Consider the following 589-nt stretch of genomic DNA (forward strand, 5'->3'; position numbering starts at 1 on the left):
CATGATCAGCTCTACAACGGTCTACCCTAATTTACCAACGGAGATGAAAGAAGAATCCGCATCGCTCGCTCTCGCGCAAACCCACCCTCACTTTTCTGACAATGCGAAAATCATGCTCGAAGCGGAGCAATCCGTTATCGACTCTGGCATAAACTACGCCATCTTACGTTGCAGTGGTTTGATTGGCCCAGACAGACACCCCGCTCGCTTTGCCATGCGCCTAAAACAAGTCAGCCGTAAAGCTCCAGCCAACATGCTTCATCAAAGTGACGCAGTCGCTGTGGCACAATTTGCATTGGATCACCTGAGTAATCAGATCATTAATGTCACAACGCCTCACACGGTGAGCAAAGCTGAGTTTTACCAAGCAGCAATCACCAAAAGTGGCGCAGAGATTTCGCTACCTCCCGTCACAGAAGATGCCGATAAACGCATCTTAGCGGACAAGCTGGTTTCACTTGGGTATCAATTCCGATTCAATTCAACGCTGGATGCACTATGAAGTTATATCAACATATAGAAACGCTTTGGGATTACATGCAGCTCAAACAGGATTTAAAGCCTGCCGACTGCTTGTTTGTTTTGTGCA

Annotated in this window: 2 pseudogenes; both read left to right on the forward strand. The window is 47.4% G+C overall.

Annotated features, from left to right (window positions below):
- Window positions 1–502 (forward strand): annotated as a pseudogene (locus R7O13_RS28960) (SDR family NAD(P)-dependent oxidoreductase); the annotation flags it as partial.
- Window positions 499–589, forward strand: a pseudogene (locus R7O13_RS28965) (YdcF family protein); the annotation flags it as partial. The pseudogenes R7O13_RS28960 and R7O13_RS28965, both read left to right, overlap by 4 nt.

It is taken from the genome of Vibrio sp. Y176, assembly GCF_033438945.1.